Origin of the sequence: Dickeya parazeae Ech586, assembly GCF_000025065.1 — a bacterium.
GTDB classification, from domain to species: domain Bacteria; phylum Pseudomonadota; class Gammaproteobacteria; order Enterobacterales; family Enterobacteriaceae; genus Dickeya; species Dickeya zeae.
Map to the genome: position 1 here is coordinate 149,375 of NC_013592.1, position 16,009 is coordinate 165,383.

The 16,009-nt window shown below is 56.3% G+C and carries 15 protein-coding genes; 4 read left to right on the top strand and 11 right to left on the bottom strand.

Annotation, left to right across the window (positions count from 1 at the left end):
- The first annotated feature begins 87 nt into the window (after positions 1-87).
- The 4 genes from DD586_RS00630 to DD586_RS00645 are packed head-to-tail and all read left to right on the top strand — an operon-like array spanning position 88 to position 4,731.
- Complete coding sequence (locus tag DD586_RS00630; RefSeq protein WP_012882877.1) at positions 88-792, top strand: ABC transporter ATP-binding protein; 705 nt, start codon at positions 88-90, stop codon at positions 790-792.
- Positions 785-2,005 carry an ABC transporter permease gene (locus tag DD586_RS00635; protein ID WP_012882878.1) on the top strand — a complete coding sequence of 407 codons (1,221 nt, stop codon included), beginning with the start codon at positions 785-787 and terminating at the stop codon, positions 2,003-2,005. Before DD586_RS00630 ends, DD586_RS00635 begins: the two co-directional genes overlap by 8 nt.
- Positions 1,998-3,476, top strand: a complete 1,479-nt coding sequence (locus DD586_RS00640) for a TolC family protein (RefSeq protein WP_012882879.1) — start codon at positions 1,998-2,000, stop codon at positions 3,474-3,476. Before DD586_RS00635 ends, DD586_RS00640 begins: the two co-directional genes overlap by 8 nt.
- Positions 3,469-4,731, top strand: a complete 1,263-nt coding sequence (locus DD586_RS00645; protein ID WP_012882880.1) for an HlyD family secretion protein — start codon at positions 3,469-3,471, stop codon at positions 4,729-4,731. The genes DD586_RS00640 and DD586_RS00645 overlap by 8 nt, the downstream gene beginning before the upstream one ends.
- Before the next feature lie 113 nt (positions 4,732-4,844).
- Here DD586_RS00645 and DD586_RS00650 read toward each other — a convergent pair whose 3' ends face one another.
- The 11 genes from DD586_RS00650 to dgcA form a co-directional block, all read right to left on the bottom strand.
- On the bottom strand, positions 4,845-5,150 hold the full coding sequence (locus DD586_RS00650) for a DUF2645 family protein (RefSeq protein ID WP_012882881.1): 306 nt from the start codon (positions 5,148-5,150) through the stop codon (positions 4,845-4,847).
- 1 nt (position 5,151) lies between these two features.
- The gene (locus tag DD586_RS00655) at positions 5,152-5,856 is read right to left on the bottom strand and encodes a hypothetical protein (RefSeq protein WP_012882882.1); all 705 of its coding nucleotides are present in this window, start codon (positions 5,854-5,856) and stop codon (positions 5,152-5,154) included.
- A 9-nt stretch (positions 5,857-5,865) separates the two neighbouring features.
- Positions 5,866-6,345, bottom strand: a complete 480-nt coding sequence (locus DD586_RS00660) for an Hcp family type VI secretion system effector (RefSeq protein ID WP_012882883.1) — start codon at positions 6,343-6,345, stop codon at positions 5,866-5,868.
- Positions 6,346-6,588: 243 nt separating this feature from the next.
- Positions 6,589-7,554, bottom strand: a complete 966-nt coding sequence (locus DD586_RS00665) for an isoaspartyl peptidase/L-asparaginase family protein (RefSeq protein WP_012882884.1) — start codon at positions 7,552-7,554, stop codon at positions 6,589-6,591.
- Positions 7,555-7,583: 29 nt separating this feature from the next.
- The gene (locus tag DD586_RS00670) at positions 7,584-8,405 is read right to left on the bottom strand and encodes a M55 family metallopeptidase (protein WP_012882885.1); all 822 of its coding nucleotides are present in this window, start codon (positions 8,403-8,405) and stop codon (positions 7,584-7,586) included.
- A gap of 31 nt (positions 8,406-8,436) precedes the next feature.
- A complete protein-coding gene (locus DD586_RS00675) occupies positions 8,437-9,492 on the bottom strand; it encodes a DmpA family aminopeptidase (RefSeq protein WP_012882886.1) in 1,056 nt (351 codons plus the stop codon).
- A gap of 11 nt (positions 9,493-9,503) precedes the next feature.
- Entirely contained in the window at positions 9,504-10,406 is a 903-nt protein-coding gene (locus tag DD586_RS00680) for an ABC transporter permease subunit (protein ID WP_012882887.1), read from the bottom strand.
- A gap of 8 nt (positions 10,407-10,414) precedes the next feature.
- Entirely contained in the window at positions 10,415-11,335 is a 921-nt protein-coding gene (locus DD586_RS00685) for an ABC transporter permease (RefSeq protein WP_012882888.1), read from the bottom strand.
- A 17-nt stretch (positions 11,336-11,352) separates the two neighbouring features.
- Positions 11,353-12,912 (bottom strand): glutathione ABC transporter substrate-binding protein, encoded by a 1,560-nt coding sequence (locus DD586_RS00690; RefSeq protein WP_012882889.1) that lies wholly within the window; start codon positions 12,910-12,912, stop codon positions 11,353-11,355.
- Between the two features lie 215 nt (positions 12,913-13,127).
- Complete coding sequence (locus DD586_RS00695; protein WP_012882890.1) at positions 13,128-15,020, bottom strand: ABC transporter ATP-binding protein; 1,893 nt, start codon at positions 15,018-15,020, stop codon at positions 13,128-13,130.
- A 20-nt stretch (positions 15,021-15,040) separates the two neighbouring features.
- The gene (gene dgcA / locus DD586_RS00700; RefSeq protein WP_012882891.1) at positions 15,041-16,006 is read right to left on the bottom strand and encodes an N-acetyl-D-Glu racemase DgcA; all 966 of its coding nucleotides are present in this window, start codon (positions 16,004-16,006) and stop codon (positions 15,041-15,043) included.
- Between the last annotated feature and the right edge of the window lie 3 nt (positions 16,007-16,009).

A 16,009-nucleotide genomic window follows, 5' to 3' on the forward strand; every position in this document is an offset into this window, starting at 1 on the left:
AGGGTTGGGGATAGCGCTGAATGAGTCATCTATCTGAAGAAATAGTGCAGAGTAACGCACGATAAAAACAAAAGGATAAAGGACAGGATGCCTGAGGCTGGCATAACGGATGCGCTTTGTTTCGAACACATTACTTATGCCTATGCGGCAGGGACATCAGCGGTGCGACCGGTACTGCATGATGTCTCATTGTCCATCCCTAAAGGGCAGTCCTGCGCGATTGTCGGTGCATCGGGGTCGGGTAAAAGCACCTTATTGAACATCGCCGGTTTGCTGGATAGACCCACTTCTGGCCACTTGTGGCTGGCGGGTTATGAAATGACCCAGGCGAGCGCCGATGAACGAGCTGTGATGCGTAACCAGGCCATCGGCTTTGTGTTTCAGAGCTTCAACCTGCTGCCCCGGCTGGATATTCTGGACAACGTGGCATTGCCGCTGTGTTACCGGGGCATACCTTCCCATTCAGCCAGACAAAGAGCCCGGCACCAACTGGTGCGCGTCGGGTTGGCTGACCATCTTCATCATCGCCCTGCCAGTCTGTCGGGTGGGCAACGTCAGCGTGTCGCCATTGCCCGCGCGCTAGTGGGGGAACCGGCCCTGCTGTTGGCGGATGAACCTACTGGTAATCTCGATAGCGAAACCGCACGCGACATTATCGATTTGCTACTTACCCTTAATCGTGAGCAGGCGGTGACGCTGGTGATCGTGACACACGATAGGGAGATTGCCGGGCGCATGCAGCGGTGCATTCAGGTTCAGGATGGCCGGGTATGGGAGCGGTCTCATGCGTGAGATGGTGCCTGTGGCTTACGGGCCTTCACTGCGCCAGCGATTAATAGAACCGCTTGAGAGCCTGCGGATGCTGGGACGCCGTGCGGTGCTGGCGTTGTTAGGGATTGCTATGGGGTGTGGAGCCGTGGTGGCGTTGATCAATGTTGGCTATAACGCCGAGGCACAGGCGATGTCGGTATTCAGGAATATGGGCAGCGATCTGCTAGTGGCGAATATCCAGTTACCTGCCGGTAATCAAACACGACATTACACACCGGAAATACTGGACATCGCCGCGTTGTATCAGGTGATACCCGATATCCTGGGGGCCTCTGCGCTGACGATGACATCGGTTGAAGCCCGCGTGCAAGGGCGCTCCTTCAATACGGTGGTGGTTGGGGTAAATCCTGCACTGGTACGGGTGTTGGACTTACAAACGGCGCAAGGTCGCTTTCTGAGTCAGTATGATGCTCGCAGTACTTACGCCGTGTTTGGCGCTCATATCGCGGCTGAACTGCTCGCGAAAGGCATTTCTGTCACGCCCGGTGAGAGAGTGCAATTGGGCGATTATCTGTTTCAGGTGGTGGGGATCCTGCAACCCCGGGAGCAGAACCCGATGGTGGTGGTGTCGGTTGATGACAGCATTTTAGTGCCGGGAGAGAGTATGCGTCGTCTGGTTCCCTCGCCGCAAATCAATATGTTACTGGCCCGTAGCCATAGTAGCGATACGCTGGAGCGCATAGCGCCGCCACTACACGACTGGCTGCTGAGCGCACTGCCGGGTCGTCAGATAGAGGTACAAATACCACAACAATTATTATCGGGTATTGCACAACAGTCGCGTATGTTTTCCTGGTTGCTGGCAGGCCTGGGCGGTATTTCTCTGCTGGCAGGCGGCGTTGGCGTGATGAACGTGATGCTGATGAATGTCTCGGAGCGTCGGCGTGAGATTGGTGTGCGCGTGGCACTGGGGGCGCGTTCCCGTGATATTGCCAGCCTGTTTCTGCTGGAGGCCATCGCACTGGCGGTGGTGGGCGCGTTGGTGGGGGCTGTCGGCGGCATTGGTGCAGCCTGGTTATTTGTGATGGTTTCCGACTGGGCGAGCTTTGCCCTTTCCCCCCTCTCGTTGCCATTGGGAATAGGCAGTTCGGTGCTCACCGGCCTGTTTTTTGGTCTCAATCCGGCGTTGTCAGCGGCGCGCCTTCAACCGGTACAGGCGTTACGCGATGAATAAGGTGCTGTTCTGCTTGTGGTTACTCATGTTGTTCGGTGCGTGTGCCAGGGCGGATACGCGACTGACTCCCTCTCAGCCGACGCGTTCCGGCGCGTCTTCACCGGCCACTGCCCGTGTGTCGCTCAATGAACAGACCATTGATCTGACGCTCAGCGATGCCATCTACCTGGGATTACGCGATAACCGGGCTATCCGCAGTGCCTATCTGTATCGGGTGGCTCAAAAGTTCGATCTGCGTGTGGCTGAAGATCGCTTTACACCCAAGCTGGTGCTCAGCAGTAGCTATTTGTCGACCAGAAATCAGTCGGATCGTTATCGCCAGGGCAATCTGACGCCGACGTCAACCTTGCTCACACCTTATGGTACGCGTGTGAGTCTGGGATGGGCTTACCGGCGTACTGACGCGAATGTGGCAGGTGTGTCGCGTAATGATGGGGTAAATCTTTCAGTTATCCAGCCACTGCTGCGCGGTGCAGGACGAGATGTCGCAACCGCACCGGTACGGCAGGCCCGGTTGGCTGAACAGATGAACCGGCTCAGCCTGAAGTCGACGGTTTCACAGACCATTACCCAGATAATCACCGCCTATCGTGAGTTACTGCGCGCGCAGGAGCAGGTACAGATTGCGCGGGACGCGCTGGCGCGGGCCAGACAATTGGTTGAGGTCAACCGCGCCATGATAGCCGCCGGTAGGATGGCGGAGTTCGAGATAGTACAAACCGAGGCTGAAGTCGCCAATCAGGAACTGGGTTACGAAGATGCCCGTAATCAATTGGATACGACACGTCTGGCGCTACTGCAATTACTGGCTTTGAATCTGGATACGCCGATTGTAGCGACAGAGGCCATGCAGGCATCGCGCGTTGACGTGAATGCTGCGCAGGCGCTGGGCCAGGCCGAGTCGTTGCAGCCTGCTTATCTCAGCCATCTGATTGCCAGCGAGCAGGCGCAAATCAATCTGACGGTCGCGCGTAATGACCAGTTGTGGGACGTATCGCTGGTCGGTGGGACTAACCAGGTTAATGACCGAAACACGCAGAGCGGTAATGCGCGTACCTGGGAAAACTATGTTGGCGTTCAGGTGGATATTCCAATCGGCGATCTGAGCCGTCGGCAAGCCGAAGTGCAGGCGCAAGTCGGGGTGCGCGATCAGGCGCTGCAACTGGCTGAAGCCCGCCAGCAGCTTGAGCGTGATGTGACCAATGCGGTTCGGGATATTGGTGTGCGATGGCGGCAGTTTGAAATAGCACAGCGTGCCCGTGATTTATCGCGTCGCAAGCTGGACATTGAGCGGGAAAAACTCGCGGTCGGCCGCTCCAGTAACTTTCAGGTGCTGAGTTTTGAAAACGATCTGCGCAATGCGGAAAATGCGCGGCTTAATGCCCTGATAGGTTATATGAATGCTCAGGCGGTATTGGATGAGGCACTAGGGACTACGCTGGAAAGTTGGGATATCGCGCTGAATGATTAATATCAAGACACGAAAACAACGTTTACTGGCGCTGGGGATGGTTGTGTTAGCCCTGCTTGTCGCTGGAGTGTCTTTTCGCCATGCCGATACAGGGGCTGCCGATAGCGTACCGGCGCAATGGGTGCGTATTGAACCGCAGCGTCTGGAAAACCAGCTTGGTCTGGTTGGGCAAATTCAGGCAGCGACCAGGATAACGCTGGCGGCCCCCTTTGAAGGCGTTGTCCGAGAGGTGCGGGTACGAGAAGGTCAGTCGGTTGTCAGGGATCAAATCCTGCTTTCCCTCGATCCTGCCTTGCTTGAAATCCAGATGCGTCAGGCTCAGGCCGATGTCCTCAAGGCTCAGCGTGAGGTCCAGCAATACCGGCAATGGGAAAAAGGCGCTGAGGTGTCTCGTGCACGGCGCGCTGTCGCAAATGCCAGACAGGAATTGAGCAATACCGAAGCCAGTTTACGCGATACGCAAACGCTGTTTGCGCGCGGTATTGTGGCGCGAATGGAAGTGGATGCACTCACGCAACAAGTACGCACGCAGCGTCAGGAACTGCTTGCGGCACAGGAAGAACTTGCCACGGTGTTAGCGCGTGGGCAGGGTGAGGAACGTAAGATTGCCGAGATGGAGCTGCTCAATGCACAGGCGCGTTATCAGGCGCTGGAAGTGATGTACGCGCACCGGGATATTACCGCACCGGTCGCGGGTTTTATTGTCCGGCCCACCACACCGGAAAACAGCCGACCGGTGATGGTGCAGCCAGGCGTTCAGGTGGCGCAGGGAACGCCGCTACTGACGCTGATTGGACAGGATCGTTTCCAGGTACTCGCGCGTGTAGAGGAAACAGACTTGCACTTGTTGCAGGAAGGCATGCCGGTACAAATTACCGGGGATGGTTTTGCTGGTCAGGAACTGGTCGGGCACATAGCTTCTATCGCCGTTCAGGGTAGCGAAACGGATGTGCAGAGCGCTGGCGCGCGCTACGACATCGTGGTTTCGGTCGATAGCGCGTTGTCGGACTTTACGCCCCCCATTCGCCTCGGGATGAGTGCACGGCTGGCGGTTATCTTGTATCGCAGTGAACAGGGCATGGCCGTCGCACCAGAGGCGATACAGACTGATGAGCATGGCCAGCCCTACGTGTTTTACCGCCCGACACCGGATGCACCGGTTTCCAGAGTCCTTGTCACACCCGGTCGGTCTGTGGTTCAAGGGGTGGAAGTACAAGGTCTGCAAGCCGGTTATGTTCAGGTGTTTTCCCGATAAATCCCCACCACGATATGTTTGTTACTTTCCTGCTACTCGAATTATTTTTGATATAGTGAATTTTGATTGGGGGATTTATAATTATCTTTCATTGTCTTTATATGGATTTTCATCTAACAGATGTTCAATCTGATAAAGAAACGCCATAGCCAGTATAAAAGTAAAAAAGAAATGAATATTATAGTGCTTGTTTTTTTAAATCGCTCTTTAAAGAGAATTATAAAAAATGGAAGTATAAGAAGAAAAAATGAAATCGGTGCAGTAACATCACGTATATCATCAGTTACAAATGTCTTAAATGCCATGCAGGCGTTGAGAACCTCTTTTCCATCAATGTAGGATTCCTCCTTAAATAAAGAGAATAAATGTAACAACGAAATAAATAAGATAAAAATAAAAAATTTTACCTGGATTCGCATGTCATCTTCCTCTCAGTATTTTATTGATAGATTCTTTTCTCTCAACTATCTTTCTGCCGTAAGAGCTGTATTCTCGTTGTGGTGAACCAATGGGTGACGACAATGAATTGATAAAGTCTTCTTTTTTTCTCTCAATGCCTCTATTATACCTTGACCCAGCTAAAATGACTTGTTCATCAGTTAGGTGGCCGGTGTCAGCTATATCAGGATAGTCATGTAGGATGAGTGTTTTGATGTGTTTAGCAACGACTCTTATATTAAAATTATCTGATAATAAACAATTAGACAGTTGCAACTGCTGTCTTGATGTTAATGTCGCAGGGTTTATACCAATAGTTTCTGCTGCAGCTCTTAGCTGAATAGCGAGCGAACCTACTGACGTAGCATTTGAAGATGTATTGTTGCCGTTGAAATTGTCATTAATCATTTGCCTGATTTGTAATACACCATAGGCTTTAAATCGCTCTGGTGTGCCACCCACTTCCGCCAAGGCTATACCAGCTAATAAAAATGCTGGTATGTTTTCTTCATGCGCATATTGTATAATTCTTTCTCTGTTATAAGTCACATAAGCCGTTTTATAAGCCCATAAGTAGTATTTTCCGGTAATAAGTCTAGGGTTATCTGGTAGTTGCCATCTGATGACGTCGAATCCATTAAATTTTGGAAAGCCGAGCTCGTCTACATCACAGAATTGATTTTTCATGTTATTCCCTTAGAAGCCACTCTCTCCCCATATACTGTATCCTGATGTTCTGGCAATGTGGTGGCTCCACTGAATATCAGAGTATTTTATACTTATGAGTTCTTCAGGTTGGTTATCAGCATGATTTATAGCGTGGGGATAGATAACACTTAATTTAACAATAAAGGCTTTATTTATTTTTATTGAATAGTAAAGTTCAACTCCGCCGGTTTCTGATGTTCTATAAAACTTAAAGTGCAACGAGAGTTCCTCATTTTCTGTTATCGCTACACCAAGTAATGGGGATGATTTATCAATGAGTTTTGTGAACGAAACAGGCATGTGATTGATATTCATCGCCCTTGTCATGTCGTGCTCAAACGATAGGACAAATATTTCATCGCCATGTGCTTTCTGGTATTTATTACCTATTGATTCAAATGTAGAACATCCGGAAGAAATTAAACCTTGGTTTTTTCCTTCGATCGTTAAATAGATTAAGTTAGCCATAATTTACCAACGCTCCTTGTTGTTAATTAGCGCACTTAACCATATTTATATCCTTTTGTCTAAATTTTTTTATTTATGATATGGGTGTAAATATTAGCTGGAGGGTAATTTGAAAAGAAAACCGTGTTGACTCTGCCACTCGTTAACAATCAGCGCGGGTGAGGTTGATGGATTGATCTATTGGTACCAGAAAGGAAAACGGGTTTTCCTTTCTGGTGTGCTACTTCCTTCGCCGACGGGTGTTTAATCTCGATAAATCCCCACCACGGCTTCTTCGCCGACATAACCGTAACCGCGGTACATGCCTTCGCTGTTAAACGGCAGCGCGATGTTGCCCTGATGATCAACGGCGATAAGCCCGCCGCTACCGCCCAGTGCCAGCACGTTTTCCATCACGACTTTATCAGCGGCTTGCGACAGCGGCAGGTTGGCGTATTCCATCAGTGCGGAGACATCATAGGCGGCGACGGTACGCATGAACACCTCGCCGGTGCCAGTGCAGGAGACCGCGACGGTGCGGTTGTTGGCGTAGCAGCCAGCGCCGATGATCGGTGAGTCGCCGACGCGTCCAGCGCGTTTGTTGGTCATGCCGCCGGTGGACGTAGCCGCCGCCAGATTCCCGGCGGCGTCCAGCGCAACGGCACCCACCGTACCGAATTTGCGATCCGGATCGAGCGGATCGGCGCCCTGCTGTGTTTGTCGTTCGCCGTCGTGATCCAGCAGGATCTTGTCATTGCCTGCCTGCGCTTTTAGCAACTGCTGGTAACGTTCGTCGGTGGAGAAAAAATCTGGCTCGACCATTTCCAGACCTTGCTCACGGGCGAAGGTTTCTGCGCCTTCTGCCGTGAACATCACGTGCGGGCTGCGTTCCAGCACGGTGCGAGCGGCCAGAATCGGGTTGCGGATATGGTTTACCCCGGCAATGGCACCGGCGTCCAGCGAGCGGCCATCCATAATACTGGCGTCCAGTTCGTGGGTGCCACGGTGGGTAAACACGGCACCTTTGCCAGCATTGAACAACGGGCACTCTTCCAGCAGACGTACGGCTTCGGTGACCGCATCCAGCGCGCTGCCGTTGGCCGCCAGAATCTCCTGCCCGCGGGTGACAATCGCCTGCAACGCGGCGCGATAGCGCTGTTCTTTTTCACTGTCCATCGCCGTGCGGCTCAGCGCGCCTGCGCCGCCATGAATCACAATGACCGGTTTCATCTTGGATGTGCTTCCTTATGTTCAGGGCATTAATTCTGCGTGGTCGCCAGATAGGAAAAGGCACCCAGCAAGCTGACGATCGGCGCGATGGTGGGTGACTGGTAACCCACGGTGATGGCATCTTTGCGAACGACGCCGGGGATCAGGCAGAACAGGTCTGCCAGTACCGGTTTGGCGACCATCAGTTCCAGCTCATACGGTGGCTGCAAACGGGTGGTGGTTTCTTTATGCGCTTTTTGCACTGCCTGGGTTGCTGCCAGCCGGATAGCGTTGCGGGCGGCCTCCGGGCTGAGTGATTCCGCCGCGGTCTGGGAAATGGCGCGTTTCACGCAGGCATAATCGGCCGCCGGGTAGTAGCGGTTGATCCAGCTTTGCAGTGTGTCGTCGCCGCTGACCAGCCACAGCGGGGTGTTCAGTTCGGCACCTGCTGCGGCGTAGATATCGCTTTCGCCCATCACTTCGCCGTTGATACGCACCCGGTAAAACGCCCGGCCGTTAATGGTGTGCGCCAGTACGCCGTGCTCACCGGCGGCGCTGTGGTAACCGATGAACATCAAACCATCGAATTGCTGCTGTTGCAGCCCTTCCACCATCGACAAACCGCGTGGTTTGCCCTGCACCAGACGGGCGCGTGGATCGATGTTTTCAGCGCGCAGGTTGGTCATGGCAGCATGACTGTCGGCCACTACCACTTCGCTGGCACCACCGGCGAACGCGCCTTCGATAGCGGCGTTCACTTCCTGTTCCATCAACCCGCGTGCTATCTGGTGTTCCGGCGTGCCGGGGCTGCATTGTTCCGGTCGCATCACACCCGCGATGCCTTCGATATCCGCAGAAATAAATACTTTCATGTCAGCGTCCTTATCGCCTGTGCTCAGGCGGTTATGCGAAATCTTGTGCCAGACGGTCCAGTACCTGTGTCAGGGCCGGGCGATGGTGGCCGCGAAAACCGGTGACGGCTTCGGCGTGTAACAATGCATCCAGCACCGCGTGTTCGGTGGCGTCGGCCGCGGCATTCAGTAGCGGCTCCAGTTGCGCGTCTTCCGGTGGCCGCGGTGTGGGTTGGGTGGAAAAGGCCACCGCGATATCGCCGGAACCGTGACCCCAATAGCTGCCGAGTCGGCCGAGCCCGGCACCCGCACGGCGGGCGATGCGGGTCAACTGACGGGCATCAAGTGCGGCGTCAGTTGCCATAATAATGATGATGGAACCGGCATCCTGCTGCGGTGTCAGTTCCGGCAGCAGAGGTGCAATGGCGTCGCCAACCTGCACGCCGTCCAGCGTCAGGGCGGGCAGTGTGCCGAAATTGGCCAGCACCAGTACCCCGAGGGTAGCGTCCAGTTTCGCAATCTGCCGCGAGGCGGTGCCGATGCCGCCTTTGAGCGCGAAGCAACTCATGCCGCGCCCGGCGCCAACGCTGCCACGAGCGAAATCCGCCGTGGCGTTATCCAACGCGGCACGCGCCATCGCTTCGGTGACGGCCAGCGCCTGAATATCATTGAGCCAGCCGTCGTTGCACTCCAGCGCCAGCGGATTGACGGTCGGCAAACGGCGGCCCAGTTCGGGATTGCGGGCAATGGCGTCGCGTACCAGTGTGGTGAAGAGCGTGCCGACCGACAGGGTGTTACTGAGCAGGATGGGGGTTTGTAATTGTCCCAGTTCTTCAATTTGCACCAGCCCCACCGGTTTGGCGAAACCGTTGAGCACCGCCGCGCCGCAGGGCAGCGGTTGTATAAACAGGTTATCGCTGTTTGGCACAATGGCGGTCACGCCGGTCTGAATCTCGCCTTCGGCCAACGTAGCATGGCCCACCCGCACGCCGGGTACGTCGCTCAGGCGATTATGCGTGCCGCAGGGCAGGCGCGGTGTGCCGAGTTGTCGCTCTGTCCGCCAGCGTTGCAGCAGCGGTACCAGTTGCGCCTGTTGATAAGGTGTCATGTTCGGTTCGCTCAGCTTTTCAGTTTCGGGTCCAGCGTATCGCGCAGCGCATCGCCCAGCAGGTTAAAGGCCAGCACGGTGCAGAAAATCGCTAAACCGGGGAAGACGCTGACGTGCCACTGGCCTGCCATCATCATGCTGCGGCTCATCGCCAGAATGTTACCCCATTCAGGCACGTCCGGCTCCGGCCCCAGGCCGATGAAGCTCAGCCCGGCAGCGGTCAGAATACTGGTGCCGATACGCATGGTGAAATACACAATCACGTTCGGCAAGGTACCCGGCAGGATATGGCGCAACAGGATGACCCGGTCCGGCGCACCAGCGCAGCGGACGGCTTCAACGTAGGCCGCCTGTTTGAGTGAGAGTGTGGAGGCGCGCACAATGCGGGCGAACACCGGTACGCTGAATACCGCTACCGCGATAATCACGTTATTCAGGCCGGGGCCGAGGATTGCCACCACGGCAATCGCCAGCAACATGCCGGGGAACGCGAACAATACGTCGCAGCCGCGCATGATCAGCATGTCGATAGTGCGGCCATAGTAGCCCGCCAGCAAGCCGAGGGCGATGCCTACCACCATACCCAGCGTGACGGAGACAATACCGATGTACAGCGAAATGCGTGCGCCGTAAATGATGCGGCTCATCACATCGCGGCCCAGATCGTCGGTGCCCATCCAGTGGCTGGCGGAAGGCGATGCGCCGAGCGCCATCCAGTCCGGCTCCATCGGGTTCCAGGGTGCCAGCCAGGGTGCGAACACCGCCACCAGCACCAGCAGTAACACAAAACCGCCGGAGGCTAGCGCCATCGGGTTGCGGATGAACGCATGCAGAAAATCGCGCCACGGTGAACGAATCGTACTGTCGTTCAGGGCGGAGGAGGGTGCCACGATCGGTTCTTGAGAGGTGTTCATCGCAGCTCCTAACGCAGACGAATGGCTGGGTTCACCACTGCGTACAGCAGGTCGACCAGCAGGTTGATCAGGATAAATTCAAATACGAACAGCATCACCAGTGCCTGAATCACCGGCTGATCCTGGCTCTTGATGGATTCAATCAACAGCCAGCCGAGCCCCGGCCAGTTGAACACGCTTTCCACCACAATCGAACCACCCAGCAGAAAGCCGAACTGCAACCCGAGCATGGTGATAACCGGGATCAGCGCGTTACGCATCACGTGTTTCCAGACAATCAATCGCTGGCGCAGCCCTTTGGCGCGGGCGGTGCGCACGTAGTCTTCCTGCATGACTTCCAGAAACGCCGAGCGGGTAAAGCGCGCCATCACCGCCGCGACCGAAGCGCCCAGCGTCAGCGCGGGCAGAATAATGTCGGTCGGCTTGTTGAAACCGCTGACCGAGAAAAGACCGAACGGCATAGCGACAAACTGAATTAACAACAGGCCGAGCCAGAACGGTGGCATCGAGATGCCACCTACGGCCAGACTCATCAAAGACCAGTCCTGCCATTTTCCGCGTTTAAGCGCGGCAAACACGCCGATCAGCAGGCCGAGGATCACCGACCAGACGAAACCGGCCAGCGCCAGCCACAGCGTTGGCAGAAAACTTTTTTTGATGACACTCAGCACCGGCTGCTGGGTACGGTAGGTGATGCCAAGGTCACCGTGTACCAACCCGGTCAGCCAGTGGAGATACTGCTGCGGCAGCGGATCGTTCAACCCTAAATGCTCACGGGCGGCTTCCACCGCCTCGATAGGAGCGTCGGGGCCGGCATAGATCCGTGCCGGGTCACCCGGTAACAGCTTGATAAAACCGAACACCAACAGGGAGATCACCAGCAAAACCGGGATCATTTCCAGCAAACGTCGGACGATATAAGCAAACATGGCGATCCCCTGTGCGATTACTTGAACTCAGCCTGATCGAAAATCAGAGAACCGTCCGCCAGCATGTAAACGCCAGACAGATTTTTCACTTTACCGACCAGGTTGTCCGGTACACCCAGGAACACCACCGGCGCGTCTTTCCAGATCAGTTTCTGGGCATCGGCATACGCGGCAGCACGTTTGCTGTTATCTGAGGTAGCCAGACCGGCGACGATCGCTTTGTCCACATCCGGGTTGCTGTAGTAAGACACGTTATAGGCTTTCGGCACCCAGGACTCGGTCGCGAACAGCGGACGCAGCGCCCAGTCGGCATCGCCGGTAGACGGTGACCAGCCACCGTAGTACAAGTCGAATTCAGCCTGTTTCGGGTCTTTCACGCCGAACAGTTTTTCGTTACGGGTACCGGAATCCATCGGGGTCACGGTGACTTTGATGCCGACCTGCTCAAGCTGCTGTTTGAAGAACTGCGCACTGCGCACAGCGGAGGTAGCGTTGCTGACCCACAGTTTCAGTTCCAGCCCGTTTTCGTAACCGGCTTCTTTCAACAGCTCCTTGGCTTTCGCAGGGCTGTAGGTATAGTTCGGCTCGCTCTGGCTGGAGAAGAACTGCACACGCGGTGCCATGGCCGAGGCAGCAGGCAGGCCCATACCGGCGAAACCCACTCTCAGCCACATAGTCCGGTTGATGGCAAAGTTCAGCGCCTGGCGTACCCGCACGTCACTCAACGGCCCGTGTTGGGTATTGATAGCCATATAGTACAGATAGATGCTGGGGTCACGCTGGATAGCCAGCTTGGTGTCATCTTCAACGGTTTTCACCAGGTCGGACGGCAGCGGGTAGATAGCGTCAGACTGGCCGGATTTCAAGGCGGCGACGCGGGTGGCGTCTTCCGGCGACGGGTAGAAAGTCACGTTATCCACTTTCGGCCAGCCTTTCTGCCAGTAGTTGTCGTACTTGGTCAGTTTGACGTCTTTGCCCTGCTGCCATTCGACAAACTTGAACGGACCGGTACCGACCGGGTGTACGCGCAGTTGGGTTTCATCCGGGTACTGTTGTAACGCGGCCGGGCTGTGCATCACCGCAGACGGGTGCGCCAGGGTGTTGATAAACGCACCGAAGGATTTATTCAGCTCGACTTTGACCTGTGTCGGCGATACGACCGTCACGCTCTTGATCATATTAAACAGGCTGTTGCGCTTGAGCCCTTTGCTCTGGTCAGCCAGACGGTCAAGGTTGGCTTTGACCGCATCAGCGTTGAACGGCGTGCCGTCCTGAAAGGTCACGCCCTCGCGCAGCGTGATGGTGTATTCGGTCGCATCGGCGTTGCCGGTGTAACCGGTTGCCAGTTGCGGCACCAGTTTCATCTGGTCGTCGAACTGGAACAGACGTTCAAAGATCCCGCTCTGGATGGAGTAGCTCAGCGTATCCGAGGTGTCGTGCGGATCCAGCCCGGTGATGTCGGCGTACATGGAAATGCGCAGATCCTGAGCCTGAGCGGCAGCGGCGGCTAAACACAATGACAGCCCCAGTGCGACAGCGGAACGACGTGAAGTTACTGCGGGTAGTAACGATTTCATGGTGTCTCCTGTAAATGGTGTGAGTTGCTGGTTGTTGTGCTGCTTTCTATTATTGTTTGTTTTTATTACTGTTTAATTTTCACCGTGGTCAGTACGTTGCCGACGTGGTGACTGCCCTTGGGCAGTTAGGGTGTCCCTGGTGTTGGACGGTGCTACGGTTTACTACTGACGAGCAATAATGTCTTACGGTCAATAACGTCTTACGATCAATAACGTCAGGCCCCTGTTGATGGCGACCCGAACCCGGCTTCGCTGACCCAATGGTGCGGGGCGACTTCGCGATAGCGGGCTTTTTCCACCACCTCGTTCGCTTTACGCAACGGTGAGGGAATTTCGCTGTCGTCCAGTTCACGGGTATAGCGACGGTCAGGGTCGGCGATCGGTACCGAGGCCAGCAGACGCCGGGTATACGGATGCTGCGGGTTGTTGAACACCGACTGACGCGGGCCGATTTCCACTATTTGACCGAGGTACATCACGGCCACGCGGTTGGCGATGCGTTCCACCACCGCCATGTCATGGGAGATGAAAATCCACGACACGCCGGTCTTCTGCTGTAAGTCCATCATCAGGTTGACCACCTGTGCCTGAATCGACACATCGAGCGCCGACACGGCCTCGTCAGCAATGATCACCTGAGGGTGCAGCGCCATCGCACGGGCGATAGCAATACGTTGACGCTGGCCGCCGGAAAATTCGTGCGGATAGCGCTGTGCGTGTTCTGGTTGCAGGCCGACGCTTTTCAGTAGCGCCTGTACCTGCGGGGTAGCCTCTTCCAGCGACTTCACCAGTCCGTGCAGCAGCAGCGGCTCGGCAATGGTGAAACCTACCGTCAGACGGGGGTTGAGCGAGGCGTAAGGATCCTGAAACACCATCTGCATTTTGCGGCGCAGCGGCTGGAAGTCGCGGTCGCGTAAACCGGCAATCTCCTGACCGTCGAACAACAGGCTATCTGTCTGGCTTTCCACCAGACGTAGCAGCGCGCGCCCGGTGGTGGATTTGCCACAACCGGATTCGCCGACAATCGCCAGCGTTTCCCCCGGCCAGACGGCGAAATCAATTTGCTCTACCGCATGTACCCGGTGGGTGACGGAAGAGAAAATGCCGCTGCGGATGGGGTAGTACACTTTCAGGCCACGAATATCGAGCAACGGCGGAGCGTCATAACGCGCGGTCATGTGATCCGGTTCCGCCGTCGCGTTTTGCTGCCCTAGCAGCGGGAAGCGCCTGGGCCAGGCGCTGTCGCGCATATCGCCCAGCCGTGGCACCGCTGCCAGCAGTGCTTTGGTGTAGTCGTGCTGCGGACGATTGAAAATATCCTCGACCCGACCTTGTTCCACCACCTCACCGCGATACATGACTACTACGCGGTCCGCGATTTCCGCCACCACGCCCATGTCGTGGGTAATGAACAACACCGACATGTTGCTCTGGCGTTGCAGGTTGCGCAGGATTTGCAGGATGCGTGCCTGTACCGTCACATCCAGCGCGGTGGTGGGTTCGTCGGCGATCAGTAACTGCGGGTCGCAGACCAGCGCCTGGGCTATCATCACCCGCTGGCGCATCCCGCCGGACAGCGAATGTGGATAGCTGTTCATCACCCGGTCGATATCCGCGATCCGCACTTTGCGCAGCAGTTCGCGTGCTTTGCTATCGGCGCTGGCCGCGTCGCACATGTTGTGGTCCAGCAAGGCCTCGGTGAGTTGATCACCCACTTTCAGCACCGGGTTGAGGGAGGTCATCGGCTCCTGAAAGATCATCGCCATATCGCGACCGCGCAGGCGGCGACGGGCATCGTCCTTCAGGGTCAGCAGGTCATGGCGGCGACCGGTGCTATCGGTAAAGCGAATGCCGCCACGTTCAATACGGGCGGACGCGGCCAGCAGCCCCATGACCGTCAGCGAGGTGACGGATTTGCCGGAGCCGCTTTCGCCGACCACGGCGACCACTTCCCCTTTGTTGAGGCTGAAGGATACGCCCTTGAGCGCCACATGCGTGCCGGAGCGGCCGCTGAAGCTAACGCTCAGATCGTCTATCTCCAGCACCGGCTGCGGTGTCGGGGCAGACGCCGTCGCAGCAGGGATTGCGGTTAGGGTGGTATCCGTCATCGTCACTCCGGTAGGTTCTGTCACAGCCAGATGCGGCCAAGGTTATACGTCAGGTAAGGCGAGCTGTCGGCGGCCAGCCAAATCGGGCCGTCCAGATCAACGTGTTCAGCCGCCAGCGCTACTGGCAGAGCGGCTTCCATCGCCAGCGAGGAGCCGAGCATGCAGCCGACCATGATGCGTAGGTCGTGCTGGCGCGCTTGCGCCACCATCGCCAGTGCTTCGGTCAGCCCGCCGCATTTGTCCAGCTTGATGTTGATCATCTCGTAGCGGTCGCACAGCGCGGCGATGTCGCCCCGGTGATGGCAGCTTTCATCGGCGCATACCGCAATCGCGTGTTCAAACGTCGCCAGCGCGCTGTCCTGCCCGGCAGGTAACGGTTGCTCGACCATCGCGATGCGATGTGCGGCTAACTGGCGCAGCAACGATGCCAGATCCAGCCCGCTCCAGGCTTCGTTGGCATCGACAATCAACGTGACATTGGGGGCTGCCTGGCGGATTGCTGCCACTTTTTCCAGAATCTGATCCCGGTCGAGCTTGATTTTCAATAACAAGGCACCGCGCGACACCGCGTCTTTGGCGGCATTCGCCATGTTTTCCAGCGTGTCGAGGCTCAGGGTCTCGGCGGTAATGATCGATTGCGGCGGCGCGATGGCGAGGTGCTGCCACAGCGTTTGTCGGGCAAGCGCGGCATTCAGTCGCCACAGCGCGCAATCCAGTGCGTTGCGCGCCGATCCCGGCGGCAACGACTGTTGCAGTGCTTCCAGACTGATACCGTTTTCCACTGCCTGACGCACGGTTTCCAACTGACGGGTGACGCTGTCAGCCGTTTCCTGATAGTGCGCGGTGGGTGTGCATTCCCCCCGTCCGATAAAACCGCGCTCTTCCAGCGTGACCCGCACCACGGTAACGGCGGTACGGGTACCGCGTGAGATGGCGAACGGACGGGCCAGCGGCAGCTCTACGGTTTCAATTTGCATCTGTCGCATCGG